The organism is Thermogemmatispora carboxidivorans (assembly GCF_000702505.1).
Taxonomy (GTDB): Bacteria; Chloroflexota; Ktedonobacteria; order Ktedonobacterales; family Ktedonobacteraceae; genus Thermogemmatispora; species Thermogemmatispora carboxidivorans.
Window position 1 is genome coordinate 1,018,850 of record NZ_JNIM01000001.1, and the last position, 14,746, is coordinate 1,033,595.

14 protein-coding genes are annotated in these 14,746 nt (G+C 59.5%); 7 read left to right on the plus strand and 7 right to left on the minus strand.

All coding sequences use genetic code 11. From position 1 onward, the window contains the following. Positions 1-54 precede the first annotated feature (54 nt). Positions 55-768 carry a 2-C-methyl-D-erythritol 4-phosphate cytidylyltransferase gene (gene ispD, locus N688_RS03980; protein ID WP_052888073.1) on the plus strand — a complete coding sequence of 238 codons (714 nt, stop codon included), beginning with the start codon at positions 55-57 and terminating at the stop codon, positions 766-768. Continuing rightward, positions 765-1,253: a 2-C-methyl-D-erythritol 2,4-cyclodiphosphate synthase gene (ispF, locus tag N688_RS03985; protein ID WP_052888074.1), complete on the plus strand. Its 489-nt coding sequence runs from the start codon at positions 765-767 to the stop codon at positions 1,251-1,253. Before ispD ends, ispF begins: the two co-directional genes overlap by 4 nt. Positions 1,254-1,376: 123 nt before the next feature. Here ispF and N688_RS03990 read toward each other — a convergent pair whose 3' ends face one another. From N688_RS03990 to N688_RS04000, 3 genes are all read right to left on the minus strand, one after another. Further along, positions 1,377-2,897: a hypothetical protein gene (locus N688_RS03990; RefSeq protein WP_052888075.1), complete on the minus strand. Its 1,521-nt coding sequence runs from the start codon at positions 2,895-2,897 to the stop codon at positions 1,377-1,379. A gap of 353 nt (positions 2,898-3,250) precedes the next feature. Further along, positions 3,251-3,733 carry a DinB family protein gene (locus N688_RS03995; protein WP_052888076.1) on the minus strand — a complete coding sequence of 161 codons (483 nt, stop codon included), beginning with the start codon at positions 3,731-3,733 and terminating at the stop codon, positions 3,251-3,253. A 205-nt stretch (positions 3,734-3,938) separates the two neighbouring features. Continuing rightward, on the minus strand, positions 3,939-4,880 hold the full coding sequence (locus N688_RS04000) for a hypothetical protein (protein WP_052888077.1): 942 nt from the start codon (positions 4,878-4,880) through the stop codon (positions 3,939-3,941). 375 nt (positions 4,881-5,255) lie between these two features. Here N688_RS04000 and N688_RS04005 point away from each other — a divergent pair, with 375 nt between their 5' ends. From N688_RS04005 to N688_RS04015, 3 genes are all read left to right on the plus strand, one after another. Then, positions 5,256-6,785, plus strand: a complete 1,530-nt coding sequence (locus N688_RS04005) for an efflux RND transporter periplasmic adaptor subunit (protein WP_052888078.1) — start codon at positions 5,256-5,258, stop codon at positions 6,783-6,785. 159 nt (positions 6,786-6,944) lie between these two features. Further along, positions 6,945-7,790, plus strand: a complete 846-nt coding sequence (locus N688_RS04010) for an ABC transporter ATP-binding protein (RefSeq protein WP_238321062.1) — start codon at positions 6,945-6,947, stop codon at positions 7,788-7,790. Beyond that, positions 7,787-9,163: an ABC transporter permease gene (locus tag N688_RS04015; RefSeq protein ID WP_052888079.1), complete on the plus strand. Its 1,377-nt coding sequence runs from the start codon at positions 7,787-7,789 to the stop codon at positions 9,161-9,163. The genes N688_RS04010 and N688_RS04015 overlap by 4 nt, the downstream gene beginning before the upstream one ends. Before the next feature lie 84 nt (positions 9,164-9,247). Here the strand turns inward: N688_RS04015 and N688_RS04020 are convergent, their stop codons facing one another. Next, positions 9,248-10,294, minus strand: a complete 1,047-nt coding sequence (locus tag N688_RS04020) for a hypothetical protein (protein ID WP_238321063.1) — start codon at positions 10,292-10,294, stop codon at positions 9,248-9,250. Between N688_RS04020 and N688_RS23465 the strand changes: the two genes are divergently transcribed. Further along, positions 10,275-10,907 carry a hypothetical protein gene (locus N688_RS23465; protein WP_238321064.1) on the plus strand — a complete coding sequence of 211 codons (633 nt, stop codon included), beginning with the start codon at positions 10,275-10,277 and terminating at the stop codon, positions 10,905-10,907. The two genes, N688_RS04020 and N688_RS23465, sit on opposite strands and share 20 nt — an antisense overlap. A gap of 411 nt (positions 10,908-11,318) precedes the next feature. Further along, positions 11,319-12,239, plus strand: a complete 921-nt coding sequence (locus N688_RS04030) for an SDR family oxidoreductase (RefSeq protein ID WP_052888081.1) — start codon at positions 11,319-11,321, stop codon at positions 12,237-12,239. 138 nt (positions 12,240-12,377) lie between these two features. On the opposite strand, the gene N688_RS04035 is transcribed toward N688_RS04030, so the two are convergent. From N688_RS04035 to N688_RS04045, 3 genes are all read right to left on the minus strand, one after another. After that, positions 12,378-13,727 carry a hypothetical protein gene (locus tag N688_RS04035; protein WP_238321126.1) on the minus strand — a complete coding sequence of 450 codons (1,350 nt, stop codon included), beginning with the start codon at positions 13,725-13,727 and terminating at the stop codon, positions 12,378-12,380. A gap of 139 nt (positions 13,728-13,866) precedes the next feature. Next, positions 13,867-14,307 (minus strand): hypothetical protein, encoded by a 441-nt coding sequence (locus tag N688_RS04040; RefSeq protein ID WP_052888083.1) that lies wholly within the window; start codon positions 14,305-14,307, stop codon positions 13,867-13,869. A gap of 4 nt (positions 14,308-14,311) precedes the next feature. Continuing rightward, entirely contained in the window at positions 14,312-14,707 is a 396-nt protein-coding gene (locus tag N688_RS04045) for a hypothetical protein (protein ID WP_052888084.1), read from the minus strand. Between the last annotated feature and the right edge of the window lie 39 nt (positions 14,708-14,746).

Below are 14,746 nucleotides of genomic sequence, written 5' to 3' on the forward strand. Positions count from 1 at the left end.
CACCAGTCAGATGGTGCCTCTCATTATAGGCGGAGGCGCTGGTGGATTATTGCTATGCAAGAACGAGCCGCTGTGGTAATTGTGGCTGCCGGCAGTAGCCGGCGTATGGCCGGTCGCGATAAGCTCTGGACCCCGCTGGCCGGGCGCTTGACGCTGGCCCGTACGGTGGATGCTTTTGAAGGTTGCCCGCTGATTAAGGCGATTGTCCTGGTGGTCCACCCTGCTCGCGAGGCCGAGGCCTGTGAGCTGTTGGCTGAGGAGGGCTGGCGTAAGGTGGTTGCGGTTGTAGCCGGTGGACCGCGCCGTCAGGATTCGGTGCGCCTGGGGCTGGAGGCTTTGGCTCGCCGTTTGCCGGAGACCCAGTGGGTGCTGGTGCATGATGGGGCGCGCCCTTTTGTCTCGTCTTCCCTGATTGAGGCGGGTTTGCAAACTGCTCGCCTGCATCAGGCGGCGGTGGCCGCGGTTCCGGTCAAGGATACGCTGAAGGTGGTCGAGGGAGGCTATGTCTGCGAGACGCCAGAGCGTGCTCACTTGTGGGTGGTGCAGACGCCGCAGGTCTTCGCCTTTCCTCTGCTCTGGGAGGCTCATCATGCTCGCTGTCTTCAGACAATGGGGGAGGAGGAGGTGAGTGATGATGCGACGCTGGTGGAGCGCCTGGGCTACCGCGTCGTGATTTTCCCAGGCTCGTACACCAATATGAAGATTACGACGCAGGAAGATTTTCTGCTGGCGGAATATCTGGTGCATCAGGAGACGTGGCCGCGATGACGTTGCGTATTGGTTGTGGGTTCGATGCGCATGCCTTTGCTCCCGAGCGACCGCTGGTGCTGGCGGGGGTCGCTCTTCCTTCAGAGATGGGCCTGGCTGGTCATTCGGATGCCGATGTGGTGATCCATGCGGTGGTGGATGCCTTGCTGGGAGCGGCAGCCCTCGGCGATATCGGAATGCATTTCCCTTCTCATGATCCTCGCTGGAAGGATCAGCCGAGCGCGCTTTTTTTGACGTACGCGCGCGATCTGTTACGCCAGCATGGCTGGCGTGTGGTGAACGTCGATGCGACGGTCATTGCGCAGCGTCCTCGCCTGGCTCCATATGTGATGGCAATGCGCTCGCGGTTGGCAGAGTTGCTGGAGCTGCCGCTGGCGCAGGTCAGTGTCAAGGCGACGACGACCGACGGCCTGGGCTTTACAGGTCGTGGCGAAGGCATCGCTTGCTCGGCAGTAGCCTTGCTGGAAGAGGTGGCAGCTGGCTGACTTCCCCTTTGTGTTCCCCTGTCCTTTTCATCGTCTGTGATGGAAGAAAGGCTTGGGCTTCTCTCTCCGCTGGCCTCCGCACAAGGCGAGCTGGCGAACTGGTTCAGGGTGGGGCACTCGCCTTTAGCTTAAGAAGTAGCGATTGAGCAGCTGGTCGACGATCTGTTCGTACTGCTCTTTGCGCCAGCTATCGTCAGCAATGTGATCGATCATAAACTGGAGATGGGCAAGGCGGACATTGGTCATCAGGCTGGCTAAGGCTTGTAATCTCAGGCTAGCAGTCTTTTCTTGAAATTGACGCCAGGCTCCCAGGAATGTTGTCAGGGCTGAGACTATGCTGGCGAAGATACTGCCAGCGATGAGGCGCGGGTCTGCCCCGAGGAGGAAGGCTGCGGTGATCATTGCGATTGTGAGCAGGAGGCAGAACAGGCTAGCTCCAAAAAAACCCTGGGTGGCTCTGAAGGCATCTTTGGCTTCTTTATTAAGATCACGTAGATATTGGTCGCTACGCATAATAATTCTGTTCAGGTACTTATCTGAGAGAGTTTGGACGCCGGAGGCGAGTTTCTTGGCCTCCTGATCCATTGGCTCTTCCTCCTCTGAAAGATAAGTGCTCTCCAGTGTGGCTTTCAAGGCACGGGTCTCGACCATTGTTTGTGTGATCTGCTCCAGGATCTCACTCTTGCTGACCTGGAGGGTGGCCTGTAGCTGCTCAGCCACAGAGGGCAGACCCGCACGCAGCTCGCCTGTAAGTCCGTCGATAGCGGGTGTGATATGGTTGGAGAGTGTAGCATCAACCTTTTGCTCCAGGGCGCTAAGCTGATGGTGCAGATGCTCTTCGATCGCAGGAGCACTCTGGGCGAGCTGCTCTAAGTGCGCTTCCTGGCGGCTCAGGTGATCTTGCATGGCCTGACGATGATCTGCGAGAATCTGCTGAACGCTCTCCTTCAGGTGATGGTTGCTGGCTTCCAGCTGCTCTGTCAGGGTGTTGTCCATCGACTGCCTCAGTTCTGCAGTGGATTGCGAGAGCCGATCTTGCCACTCTTGTTCCTCTTCCTCGATCATTGTGATAGTCCGCAGTATTTGCTGAGCCAGGTCACTATCATTCTGATGAATCTTCTCTTCTAGTGTCTGCACTGCCTCCGAGAGGGTCTCTTTCAGTTGCTGAAGCTGTTCATTGAGCGGTTGGGTGTCGACGGCGATGGCCGTGAGCTGCTCCCTGAGAGTCTGGAGAGAGGTAGAGAGAGCGGTGAGGTCTTGCTGCCGAGGAAGCTGTCCAAGGGCCTCGTGAAGGTCCTGAATGCTGTGGGCGAGGCGCTCTTCCTCGGATAGGCGACCAGAGCCTGGGGCACCTGGGTAGCCAGGAGTCCAGTCGCAACAGTCCCAACGGGCACTGTAGCTGAGCATTTCCCGGTAGCTCAGTATTTTACAGTATTTGCCTCCTGTATTATCAGAGAGGATCTCGATGCTATCCCCTTCGAGAGTCCTTCCTCCTCCGTCCACTACTGTGACTATCCAGCCCCAGCGCTCCAGCATCTCGGTTCTGAAGGGTACACGGGTGGCGATCACCGTGACTTCGTCTCTCCGCCGGGCATGGATGACCGGAGCGTTTTCAAGCGTGGCAATCTCGGCAAAGCTGGTCATGATGGCTCTCCCCTGCTCCTGACGCTGCTTACAGACAGGTGGTTACATCAGATCTTGCTCGCTGGAAGAGGTATTGTTTGTCTTTATTTTTCAAAATAAATTGTGGAATATATAGGTGTAGAAGTCAAGGCGCGATCTGAATGTAAAGCGCTCCCAGGTGAAGATAGGTCCTGTAAGAGGATAGACAGAGAAGGACCCTCAAGGCTGAGAAAGCTGATCGATAGCTTGGCTTTTCCTGACCTGTGGGGGCTTCTGCCCAGGGCCGGAGCATGGCAGCCTGTTCCGCCCCATCTCCGCTTGTAGAGAACGGCGGCAGGCTGCCAGCAGCTCCCGCTCTGGGGGGAGAGAAGAGGCTAGCCGCGTACGGGTAGGCCCAGCAGCTGACGGGTAAGCTGGATATGGCCTAAATGCAGAGCTGAATGCTCTACGGCGTGCAGGAGGGCGTCGCGCGCGATCAAAGGGCGATCTGTGGGGGCATAGCGATAGGTGGTTGGCCCACTCACAGGCGCCTGCAGGTGGGTATCTGGAAGCCTATCCAGAACCTCATGCATCGCTTCTAGCCAGCGTTCATAGCGCTCCTTTAGGGCCGCAAAGTCTCCACGGGCGTGAAACTCGGCAGCGCGGTCGCGTGCGATCTGGCGCTGTCCAACGAGAACAAGCACCCAATACTCGGCGGCTCCGACCAGGTGAGTTGCTAGCGCGAAGAGGGTGTTAGTTTCGGGCAGTTCAAGCGGGCGATTCAGATCAGTTTCTGGCAGGTCTTCTAGCAGGAAAAGGGCATCGCGCGAGATGCGCTCTAGCATATGGGCAAAGCAAGCTCCTTCGCTCACGCTCATGGGAGTTCCTCCATCGATCGAAATAAGTCTAACAAAGGGAGAGAAGTGGAGGTCATCAAGCTCCAGGTTGCCTCGTCTCTGCTGGCAATCCCCTGTCATCGTATCACCTGTTGACCGTCAGGGAGTAGGGAGGGAAGGGGTGGTGAGGTGAGAGCATCCCAGGTGAAGGTAAAGCGGAGAGAGAGCAGCGAGCTGCAGGAGGTCTTTATAGCTGGCGGCAGATCAGGCCGAGGTCCCGCTCTGCAGCGAGACGGACTGCAGCTAATAGGTTGGCGCCGTAAGCTGGGAGTACTTCATCGATCAGGCGCATGTCCTGGCCCTGGCCCGCGGCCAATCCCTGGCGAAAGCGATCGTAGTCCCTGGCGGCGGCCTCGGCCTCCGGGGCTGTGACTGTACGCAGGCAATGAGTCAACCTCTTGACCTCGGCAGGCGTCAGGTAGCCGATGTAGTGGCCGAAAGAGGTGCTAGAGAAGGTTTCCTGCGGAGCGGATGTGAAGCTATCCTCAAAGGGGAGGGCACGCCGTCCACAAGCCAGGTACTCAAAAAGTGCCAGCGCTGCCGGTGAGATAGCTGCTAACCAGCCGCGCAGGCGTAGTACGTTGGGATGCTGCCCAAGAAAGAAGCCCTCTGCGTCCAGTTCCTCCAAGTCAGGGCTGGCCACCTCAAAGTAGGCTTCGCTCAGCTGCAGTGGCTTGCCGTCAGCCTCCTCTGGCTGGCTCGTCAGACCCACTGCGATCCGCTTGGGTCTTGCCTGCTGCTCTATCGTGGCCAGGACCTCGCCACGCACGCAGTAGTGCTCAACGATGGCACTCCAGACTGTGGCCAGCGCCTCCGAACAGCGATGGAGATGCGGGACATGGCGGTAGAGATAGCGATCGCTGAGGGCCGTGAACTCTTCGGCAGAGCAGAGTAGGCGATATTCGTAGAGGCTGTGGGGGCCGCGAGGTAGGGCGGCGACAAAGGCCGCTGCCCGAGGCCAGGTGCGTGCCGACTGCATGGCCTCGGGTAGAAAAGCCTCCTCGTATGCCAGGCGCGTGGCAGCGTACAGCGCCTCGACCTCCCCGACCTCATTGGCCGTGAGCCAGCGCGCGAAAGCTGGCATCACTCGCTCCCGGTAACGCTTCCAGTTAAAGCCATAGACCAGCATCGCTCTTGCTCTGCTTGCTCTCTTCTGCTCACTCGCTCGTCTACCCCAGCGGGTGCCCGAAGCGGAGCGGCCAAAAGCCAGGATCAATGCTATCTGGCAGAGCAGACGCCGGCGGCGCTAGTACCGGACCATCCGCTCTGTAACTCTGCTCTACCTTTATCGTACTCGCATATGGGGATTTTCCCAAACTGTTAGCTCTATGGTACTCTGGAAAGAAACAGACAGCTGGCACGCCTGGGGCCATTGTCGACCGCTTCCTCCCCAGAGATGAAGGATGCAACTGCTCCTGTATCTTAGAAAAGAGGGTTGTTTTGTGCACGGATGGCATCAATCGTAATATCTATTCTGTTTTTCAGTTGAGGAGCTGATAGCCTTATGGCTGATCAAGAACATACTGAGAGTAGAGAGCAGATTATTCCTGATTTCTACGATCAGGAAACGCAGATCTTTGAAGAATTGGACATGCCCGAGCCAGCGCGTCCCTGGTGGCGAGAGAGGCGTTGGCAGGTGATCATCAGCCTTATTTTCCTGTTCTTGCTCATTGGGGGAAGTGTCTTGACAGTGGTGGCGCTCAGGCGTGGGCGAGTGACCTATCAATACCAGCGTGTCACGCGCGGCACCTTTAGCCAGATCGTCAGTGCCACTGGTACCTTGCAGGGGACCGTCTATAATGTCAATGCTCCCACGAGTGGTAAGATCAGCGCTCTCTATGTCAGCGTGGGCCAGCAGGTGCGCGCTGGCCAGGTGCTCGCGAAACTTGACTCGACCTCGTTGCAAGATGCCGTCAATCAAGCCCAGGCTCAGGTCAACGCGGCCCAGACAGCTCTCACCGATGCCCAGAACAACCTCAACAAGGTTGAAGCGCAGGCCAATGCCAGCCTGGCCACTGCCTATGATCAGGAGCAGAATGCCCTCTATAACTGTGACCATCCGGCGCTGAATCAGTCGGTGCCGCCCAACTGCAAGCAACTGGCTGAGGACCAATATGCCCAGGCTCAGAGCCAGGCGGCGGCACAGATTGCCTCGGCCCAGGCGCAAGTAGACAACGCCCAGAGCCAGTTAAAGACCGCTCAGGCCCAGCTCACGGCAGCCCGACACAATCTGGATCTGACCACTATCACCGCTCCACATGCTGGGGTGGTTGCCACCATCAATGGTAGCGTCGGCAGTTATCCTGGCGGCTCTCTCAGCGGAATCTCCAGCGGTGCAAGTGGTAGCGGGCAGAGCAGTGGGGTGAGTACGGGATCAGGAGGCAGTGCGGGAAGCCCTGCCACCGCGGCCTTCATGCAGCTTGTCGATCTTTCCAGCCTCCAGATCACGGCTAATGTGAATGAGGCCGACATTGGTGCTGTCAACACAGGCCAGCAGGTCCACTTTACGGTCAGCGCCTATGGTAACCGCCAGTTCAACGGCACCATTCGCGCTATCTCGCCCCTTGGCCAAAGTGTGTCCAACGTTGTTACCTACCCGGTCACTGTCGATATCGATCTCAGCAGCGCGCGCGATGCTCATCTGCTTCCCGGAATGACTGCGAACCTGACTATTACCACCCTTCAACATGAGGATGTCCTGCTCATCCCAGTCGATGCCGTCAATTTTGCACGCAGCGCCGCCAACCTGGCCCAACGCAACGGGACGCCGATCATTGATCCTGCCCAGATCAAAGCGGCCTCTGCCCAGGCGCGTCAGCTTCTGCAGGGGCTGCGCAATCTTCCGCCGGGCGAGCAGCCGACGCCTGGCTACGTACTGGAGCGTGCTGGCGAGCGTTGGGTAGTCAAACCGGTTGTCCTTGGTCTGACCGATGGCAACACCTACGAGGTGCTTGCTGGTTTAGAAGTCGGCGAGAGCGTCGTCACTGGCGCCCAGGGTGGCCCATTTACCTCCCTCAACCAGGTAGGCAGCTAGACGACGCTTATGATCTAATAGAGGCAGAGAGGCATTCACCCGGAAGGCACTGCTTGGGAGAAAGGGCTGCGAGCTTGCAAGCTGCCCATCAGAGCAACTGCCTGTCTGTCTGCCGAGAAGAGGGAGCTGATCCTCAGCGCTAGAGAGAAGAGAAGAACTATGAGCGACCGAGAAGTACAACTGGTACAGGGCGACGAGCGGTCCGTTCCTGCGACCCAGCGACGCCCACCGATTGTGCTTGTGCGTAACCTGACCAAAATCTACCGGCTGGGCGAAACCACCGTTCCGGCTCTGCGGGGAGTCTCGTTGACTGTCAGAGGCGGGGAGTTTGTGGCTATCATGGGACCCTCTGGCTCAGGAAAGACAACCTTTATGAATCTCTTGGGCTGTTTGGATCGGCCCACCGGTGGCGACTATTGGCTTGTGGGGCGCAGAGTCAGTCGGATGACCCCGGATGAGCTGGCCGATGTGCGCAATCGGCGCATCGGCTTCGTCTTTCAAGGCTTTCATCTGCTGGCCCGCTCTACTGCTCTCCAGAATGTGGCTCTTCCGTTGATGTACGCCGGACTCTCGCGCGCTGAGCAAGAGCGACGTGCGCGTCGGGCTCTAGAGCTGGTTGGCCTCGGCAGCCGCCTGCACCATCGTCCCTCACAGCTGTCTGGAGGCCAGCAGCAGCGTGTCGCCATTGCCCGGGCCCTGGTTAATAATCCTGCCCTGCTGCTCGCTGACGAGCCAACCGGCAATCTTGATAGTCGAACCAGCATTGAAATCATGGCCATTCTGCAGGCTTTGAATGCTCGGGGCCTGACGATTGTTCTCGTGACCCATGAGAGCGACATCGCTGCCTATGCTCGCCGGCGCATTCTCTTCCGTGATGGGCAAATCGTGAGCGATGAGCCAGTCGTGGCCACGCGCTCAGCCCAGGATGAGCTGCTCCAATACTATCAGAGCAGTCCGGCCAGTAACGACGGCTATCGAGCGCTTCCTGCGGAGGAGGAGCAATGAGTGGGCCAGTTGAGCGTGACCGCCAGGCGGCGGCAAAGACAGAAGTGGTGGCCCAGCCGGTCCGTGAGGGGAGTGGCAGACAGGCCCCTCCATCGCCAGCGCTGCCCATAGAGGGCAGCAGCCAGCGTCGGGAGGGCCGGGAGATACATCGTGGCAGTCTGCTCGTGGCCAACTTCGCCAGTGCCTTTGAATCCCTCTGGGCCAACCGTCTACGTTCGTTGCTTACCACCCTCGGGGTTGTCATCGGAGTGGCGGCTGTCATCGCGGCCATGACCCTGACCCAGGGGGCCAGTGTGCTGATCCAGGCGCGTCTGAGCGTCTTGGGAACCAATACCTTACTGATCGTCCCTGGGGCGGCTACCAGCAGCGGAGCCTTCAGCTCGCTTGGCTCGCAGCAGAGCCTGACCCAGGGCGATGCCGACGCTTTAGCCTCCATCCCGCACGTTGTCCAGGTCTCGCCAGTACTCTCACTCGGAGCCCAGGTGATCTACGGTAGCCAGAACTGGAATACGCGCATCCAGGGAGTCTACCCGGGCTATCGCCAGATCCAGGGCTGGGAGATTGCCGGTGGGCGCTGGCTGAATGCTCATGATGAGCTGACAGGCTTGCCTGTCGCGGTGCTCGGCCAGGTGGTAGCCAACAGTCTCTTTGGCCCATCCGGCACCAATCCCGTTGGCCAGACGATCCGCATTGGCACTCAGACGTTTCGCGTTGTGGGCGTGCTGCAGCCGAAAGGTTCTTTTGGGGCCTTCTCTCAGGACGATGTGGTGTTTGTTCCTTTTACCGCTGCCTTAATACGCCTCAAAAACAGTAGCTATGTCGATCAGATTCAAGTCCTGGTCGATAAACCTGAACATGTCAATACGGTGCAGCGTGCAGTCGATGCCACCCTACTGAAGCGCCATCGCATCAGCGCCGGAAGCCCCGCTGACTTTCAGATTCGCAATGCCAACCAGTTGCTGCAGACAGCCCAGCAGGCAACCCAGACTTTGACCCTGCTTCTTGTAGGGATTGCGGGCATCTCCTTGACAGTGGGAGGGATCGGCATCATGAACATCATGCTGGTCTCGGTCACGGAGCGGACACGAGAGATTGGCATTCGAATGGCTGTTGGTGCTCGACGGCGGGATATTCGCAACCAGTTCCTCATAGAGGCGCTGACGCTCAGCTCTCTAGGCGGCATTCTTGGGATCGTCCTCGGCTTGCTGGCCGGCTGGCTCATGACGACGAACTTTGGGGTGCCTTTTGTCCCCCAGCCGCTGTCGATTCTGCTGGCTTTTGGGGTTTCGGCTCTCGTGGGGGTCACCTTTGGCTTCTATCCGGCGGTACGTGCGGCGCGGCTTGATCCGATCATTGCCCTACGCACTGAGTGAGCAAGCAGGGCTGCTCTTGCTCTCGAGGAGCAGCCACTGCTTGCTCACTCCAGGTGCAGGTCTGCTTAGTCAACCTTGTTGCTGCTATTGCTCTCGTCCCTGTTCTCCACTTCCGGAGGAGGGGCCATCGGCTGTCAGACTGGCCAGCCAGGGCGGGAGCGTTGAAGAGCCTGGATCTGTCTGGCGCTCTCCAGGCGAGGGAGCGGGAGTCGATGGCCCTGGAGACCCGGGTTGGGGCGAGAGCTGGGGGGGCATCTCGTGGAGGCCGCTGCCAGTACCGGGGCCGGTCGGAAGGGACATCCCCTCGGCGGGAACCAGACTGGTAGTTGGGAAAAGGAAATTTCCGTTGAAAGGGCTGGTTCCGTGAGGTGGAAAGGCGAGATTCGAGGCCACCGGGAGCTCGCCCGTCGTGGGCATCAGGCTGGTAGTCGGAAAGAGAAAGTTGCGCTTGAGGCGACTGGAAGCAGGAGCGCCGGAAGCCGAACGGCTGGTAGCTGGGCGCCGGGCTGTATCTTCCAGCGTGCTGGAAGGAGGAGCGCTCTGCCTGTGCTGAGTCGAGGAGGAGCTGCCGGGGGTCACTGTCAGCCCGGTCGGCGTGAGTGGCAGGTCATGGGCGACCGCTGCAGGTAGAGGCGACGGTCGAGCCGAGGCCGGCGAGGGTGTTGCCGCAGATTGAGAGAGCGAGATGGGCATAGAGGTGGCCGGCTGCATTTGTGTTGGGGCAGCGGCAAAGGAGTCGCTCGCTGGCGTTGCGTTGCCCAGGCGAAGTGGCGCCTGGTGAGCGGAAGCGGTAGCCGGCTGCCAGTTGTTGCCCAACGTGAGGCTGCTAGGGCTGCCCTCCAGGGGTAAGGGCAGAGGATTACCCGCCAAATCGCGGTCACCTGCCAGGCTCTCTGGGCTGCGGGTGCGGCGCCAGGGGCGCGCGCCGGAGGCCAAGCGTGGACGCGGCAACGGCTCAGGCGCAATATAGTGGCGCAGGAGGAGCACGCCCACCAGAATCAGGGCCAGGAGCAGCAAGACGATGCCTGTCACCACCGGGAGAAAGCTCAGATTGTTGCGCTGGGCGATGCGCGTTGTGGCCGCCGTATTGTCATTGCTCTGCTGACCATTATTGGCATTGCTATTGGTCATGGCGGGGGCCGCCGTGGGGGTCATGGTCGCCTGGCTGGTGGCGGTTGCTCTGGCGGTCGCCGTAGGTGTTACAGTGACAGTGGCCGCCGCCGTAGCAGTGGGGGTGACGCCAGATACTGCGGTTGGCGACGCGCTACGCGTCGGTGCCGGGGGAGGCGTGCTAGTTTTGGTTGGTTGGGCCGTTGGGGCAGAGGTGGGAGAAGGAGGCGGTGTCGTCGGCTGCGCCGTGGGTGTGGGGCTGGGCGGAGCCGTGGGCGCCTCCGTTGGTGAAGCAACCACTGTCGGCGAGTCGTCAAGCGGCTGCAGCAGTGGAATCTGCGGGCCTGACGCCGCATACATCGGCACCAGATTGGCTAGCACGCCGATCACGGAAACTGCTAGTAAGCAAGTACAGATGGTGAGCGTGAGCGTTCGTAATAAAAATTTCCCCAGGTCGGGGTCGGTCTGTCTAAACATCGATCCCTACCTCTCGGCACCGGCGGTCATTGCCGGTCAGCGATTGGTGCGCACAGTGTGCCGCGTGCTCGACATGGAACGCGACCGGCAGATCCAGGGCGATGGCCTGGTGTGCTTCGGCTGCGCGCTTTCTCTTTTCCACCTGCCATCGCCCTAGAGGGGAGTATAAAATATGCGTCTCAGCCGGTCAAGCAATCTGAAGAGGATATCCAAATGTACTAGTCGAAATGTGAATGTTTGGGACCCTTTGACCTTGAGCGAGCCTGCGCCAATCTGATGGAAAACGCTCTCCTGGGCATCTCTCTGGCAGGACGCTAGTCATTCTTATTCCTCTGGTCCTTCGCTGTCCACCTCCTCTCTTCCTTAATATAAGGAATATTTGCATATATGTATTATAATCAGGGAATGAAAGTCTGTCCGTGTGGTGGCTATCTCTTCGGGCCTGGCCTTCAGAGATCGACGATTTCGCTCACTCGTTCCTCTCGTGTTGATGTGGGGCGAGCCTTGTGCTGCAGAGTGAGGAGGGCGGCACTGTGGAGGGATGTCTGTCCTTATTAAGGAGCATACCATGCCTCTTACCGATGAGATCAATGTGGTGACTGGCGCCTTTAGCTACACAGGCCAATACATTGCCCGTCGCCTGCTGGCACTCGGCAAGGAGGTACGCACCCTTACCGGTCATCCGCAGCGTAGCCATCCGTTGGGTAGCCAGGTGCGGGCCTTCCCCCTGGCTTTTGATGATCCGTCCCGTTTGCGCGAGGCTCTCAGCGGTGCACGTGTGCTCTACAACACCTACTGGGTACGTTTCCCGTATGGCCACCAGAGCTATGAGCGCGCAATTGAGAACACTCGTCGTCTCTTCAGGGCGGCGCGTGAGGCTGGCGTTGAGCGCATTGTTCACGTCAGCATCAGCAATCCAAGTCTCTCTTCGCCCTTCCCATACTTCCGGGGCAAAGCTCTCTTAGAACAGGATTTGAGGCAGAGCGGCCTCTCCCATGCCATTGTGCGCCCGACCGTTATCTTTGGCCGGGAGGACATCCTGATCAATAATATTGCCTGGCTGTTAAGACACTTCCCGCTCTTTGCCCTCTTTGGTGACGGAACTTATCAGCTGCAGCCGGTCTATGTGGAGGATATGGCTGACCTGACGGTGCAGGTGGGGCAGCAGCAAGAGGATGTGATTGTTGACGCTGCCGGGCCAGATATCTTCACCTATAGGGAGATGGTTGCGCTGATAGCGCGCACTCTGGGAAGGCGCGTATGGCTGGTGTCGGCTCCGCCTGGCCTGGTTTTGGCTCTGGGCAAGCTACTCTCTTTGTTGGTTGGCGATGTCCTGATTACGCGCGATGAGATCGATGGCCTGATGGCCAACCTCCTGGTCTCGCATGAGGCCCCTACAGGTCGGACCCATCTGGCCGACTGGTTACAGGCCCATGTGACAGAAGTTGGCCAGCGCTATGCCTCGGAGCTGGCGCGTCATTATCGCTAAGGCTGGAGGACTGAGCAAGGGAGTGAGAGAAGAAGGAATAGCCTCCTGCGCTGGGTTCCCACGTCCCTTGCCTCTGTTGTCCTCCAATCCTCATTTGGTCCAACTGGTCTATTCGTCTACCTCGGCTTCTGTGGCTGGCTACTCTTGATGCGTATTCTGGCTGCGGCCTGGCAAGACCGATAAGCCGCTTTGCACCTGGCGCATCAAGGTCTCCAAGGAGACTTCTGTGGGGGCGATACTCGCCTGCTCCTCTTGGGCCTGTCCCGGGACGGCGGGACAGGGTCCTCCCTCGCCGTTCTGCTGTGGCTGCTCAGGTGGCGAGCCGTTTGTCAGCGTCGGCCTTACGCTAGACAGAGGAAGCGTTTCGCTCTCGTGGACGGAGCTGAGGCGCCTATTGGCTGGCTTCTGGCGTCGCTGGCGGTACTGAACAAAGCCGCCGAGGAGGCCGAAGAGAAGCAGGCCGCCGCCGGTGGCTCCGAGTAGCCACGGGAGCAGCTGGCCGAGAGGCGATGACGGGCTGGCCGGAGTCGTTTTCTGCGCCTGATTTCCCGTATTGGTGCTGGCGGTAGCGATTGCCGGCATGCGATTGGTGTTGCTATCAGCAGTGGCGCTTGGTGGGACCGACGTTGGCGTTGGGGTGTGCGTTGGCGTTGGAGAGGGAAGGGTCGTCGGCGTGGCGGACGGCACCGACGTCGAATCCGGTATGGGCGCTGCGTTGATAGTGAAACTAACGCTGGCGCTGATGGGAGCCGGTGAACCATTGCCGGCGCTCGCTTTGATTTGGGCTGGACCGGCAAGGCCGTTGGGAATAGTAATGTTGCGGGTGAAGTTCCCCTGTCCATCGCTCGTAACGCTCCCCAGGCTGAACGTGGCACCGCTTGCTTGCAGGACCAGCGTCACCTGAGTACCGCCGGGGAGGAAATTGCTCCCTGTGACAGTGGCGGTCTGTCCTGCTGTCACCTGCGTTGGGCTGATGCTCAGCTTGGGTGGTGTGCTCGACAGTAAGGTATAGCTACCGGCCAGGATTGGTGTAGCCTGGATGATGGCGCAGATTTTGTAGGTGCCTGGGGCCAGGCTGCCTGGCAAGACCAGCCAGCCGCTGAAGCTACCGCCCTCTACTGTGCCTGGCTGGCTATTGCTCGCTGGGGTGTAGCCGAGCAAGCAGTCCTGCTGGCTGTAGCCGAGCGAGACCTGGGTGCCGTCGCTCAGCTGGGTCCAGCCAGAGCCGCTAACCGTAATCACTGTGCCCGCCGGCCCCGAACTGGGGCTGCTGCTGAGCGTGCCGCTGTCCCAGCTCGCTGCGTGCGCCGGGCCGCTGCTCCCCATAGCCAACAGCCAGGCTACTAGTAGCCCGATGAGAGAGAGGCCCACGCCCCTCGCTGAGCTGTGATGAAGCCATGCTCCAGATGGTCTCTGGCGTGGTGCCCGCTGTTCGGGGACCCGGTCAGTAACATCGAAGGCTACCATTGTCTCGCTTGCGTACGCCATTCTGCCGCTACAATAGCTCCCGCTGGCGGGAGCCTGGCCGCTATGATGTGCAGTGATTGCGTATAAATCCATCCTTATTCAGTGTAAGGATGCATTTCCCGAGGTGTCAAGAAAGCACGCAAGGGCCTTGCCAGAAAGGCTATGCCTCGACCAGTTCAATGGTCACCTCGTAGCTGAGGCCCCCTGGCGCGCCGCTGGAGAGAGGCACCTGCTGAGTATGCAGATCGCAGGCGTTTTCTGCATAATAGTCAAAGTGCACGGGAATGGGCGTCCCGCCAGTTGGCTCGCTAAAGAGGAGGGTGCGCCCAGTTGAGGAGAGGTAGCTTGTGCGCAAGGCATCACGATAGTACTGACCGCTCAGACCAGTGGGTCGGCCATCGTAGCCGACGAGGTCATTGAGGCAGAGAATCGTCATACTCCAGGTCCTGCGGCCCGGACCAAGATCGACGTAGGCCTCGCCTCCGTCTGCGCGCACGCTGGCTCGTCGGATACGCGGTTGTGCCATGCGGTAGCTACCTGGCTTGACGAAGTAGCCGACTCCATCCAGGATGATCTCGCAGTCCACACCGATAGTAGGCATACGGCTAGACCTCCTCGTGGCGGTGGTGTGCAGCTGTGGCAGCGCTGTCCGCTGTGCTGGCTGCTGGAGCAGGCGCGGCCTGCGCGATAATGCGGCTGGTCTGGGAGCAGCCGCCGCTCTGGTCATGGATGCAGACCAGCTCGCCGTCGATCGTGATATGGAGACCGCGCTGTTGCAGGGCCAGGCGAATAGCCCCAATGATCTGGCTCAGGCGCAGGTTCTCCTTCTCCAAGGCGGCCAGACGATCCTTGAGCGTATCAATCTCGTGTTGCATGACGCTGATGACGCGCGCCTTGACCTCGTCGGCGGTGCGCGCAAAGCCGTAGTGGTAAGCGGCAAAGGCGCCGGCAATCAGAGCCAGAGTAATGAGCAGGTTAGTCAGGCTTAGCAGGTCCTGCATAGGGGGCTTCTCCTGATTGTTCATTGACTATGTGGTCGA

Bases quoted from the DNA above. Each gene is read 5' to 3' on its own strand.
- ispD (WP_052888073.1), top strand. From the start codon at position 55: ATGCAAGAACGAGCCGCTGTGGTAATTGTGGCTGCCGGCAGTAGCCGG.
- ispF (WP_052888074.1), top strand. From the start codon at position 765: ATGACGTTGCGTATTGGTTGTGGGTTCGATGCGCATGCCTTTGCTCCC.
- N688_RS03990 (WP_052888075.1), bottom strand. From the start codon at position 2,897: ATGACCAGCTTTGCCGAGATTGCCACGCTTGAAAACGCTCCGGTCATC.
- N688_RS03995 (WP_052888076.1), bottom strand. From the start codon at position 3,733: ATGAGCGTGAGCGAAGGAGCTTGCTTTGCCCATATGCTAGAGCGCATC.
- N688_RS04000 (WP_052888077.1), bottom strand. From the start codon at position 4,880: ATGCTGGTCTATGGCTTTAACTGGAAGCGTTACCGGGAGCGAGTGATG.
- N688_RS04005 (WP_052888078.1), top strand. From the start codon at position 5,256: ATGGCTGATCAAGAACATACTGAGAGTAGAGAGCAGATTATTCCTGAT.
- N688_RS04010 (WP_238321062.1), top strand. From the start codon at position 6,945: ATGAGCGACCGAGAAGTACAACTGGTACAGGGCGACGAGCGGTCCGTT.
- N688_RS04015 (WP_052888079.1), top strand. From the start codon at position 7,787: ATGAGTGGGCCAGTTGAGCGTGACCGCCAGGCGGCGGCAAAGACAGAA.
- N688_RS04020 (WP_238321063.1), bottom strand. From the start codon at position 10,294: ATGACCAATAGCAATGCCAATAATGGTCAGCAGAGCAATGACAATACG.
- N688_RS04030 (WP_052888081.1), top strand. From the start codon at position 11,319: ATGCCTCTTACCGATGAGATCAATGTGGTGACTGGCGCCTTTAGCTAC.
- N688_RS04035 (WP_238321126.1), bottom strand. From the start codon at position 13,727: ATGGCGTACGCAAGCGAGACAATGGTAGCCTTCGATGTTACTGACCGG.
- N688_RS04040 (WP_052888083.1), bottom strand. From the start codon at position 14,307: ATGCCTACTATCGGTGTGGACTGCGAGATCATCCTGGATGGAGTCGGC.
- N688_RS04045 (WP_052888084.1), bottom strand. From the start codon at position 14,707: ATGCAGGACCTGCTAAGCCTGACTAACCTGCTCATTACTCTGGCTCTG.